Consider the following 236-nt stretch of genomic DNA (forward strand, 5'->3'; position numbering starts at 1 on the left):
CCGATCGCGCCGCTGTTCATCGCCGGCATCGTGCCGGGCCTGCTGATCGTGGCGGCGCTGGCGCTGGTGATCTTCCTGAGCGGGCTCGTCGGGCCGGGCCTGCCGGCCGGGCGCTCGAACCCCGGCACCGGCTCGCTCAAGGTGGTGGTGGAGGGCCTGGTGCCCGCCGTCATCCCGGTGGTGGTGATCGCCGGCATCATGCTGGGGGTGATGACGCCGACCGAATCGGGGGCCGT

The 236-nt window shown here is 73.3% G+C and carries 1 protein-coding gene; it reads left to right on the top strand.

The genetic code is table 11. The annotated features are described in order from the left end of the window. On the top strand, positions 1 to 236 hold a 236-nt coding region (locus tag HA630_RS27280), incomplete at both ends, for a TRAP transporter large permease subunit (RefSeq protein WP_166832169.1).

The sequence above is a fragment of the Aquabacterium sp. A08 genome, assembly GCF_011742065.1.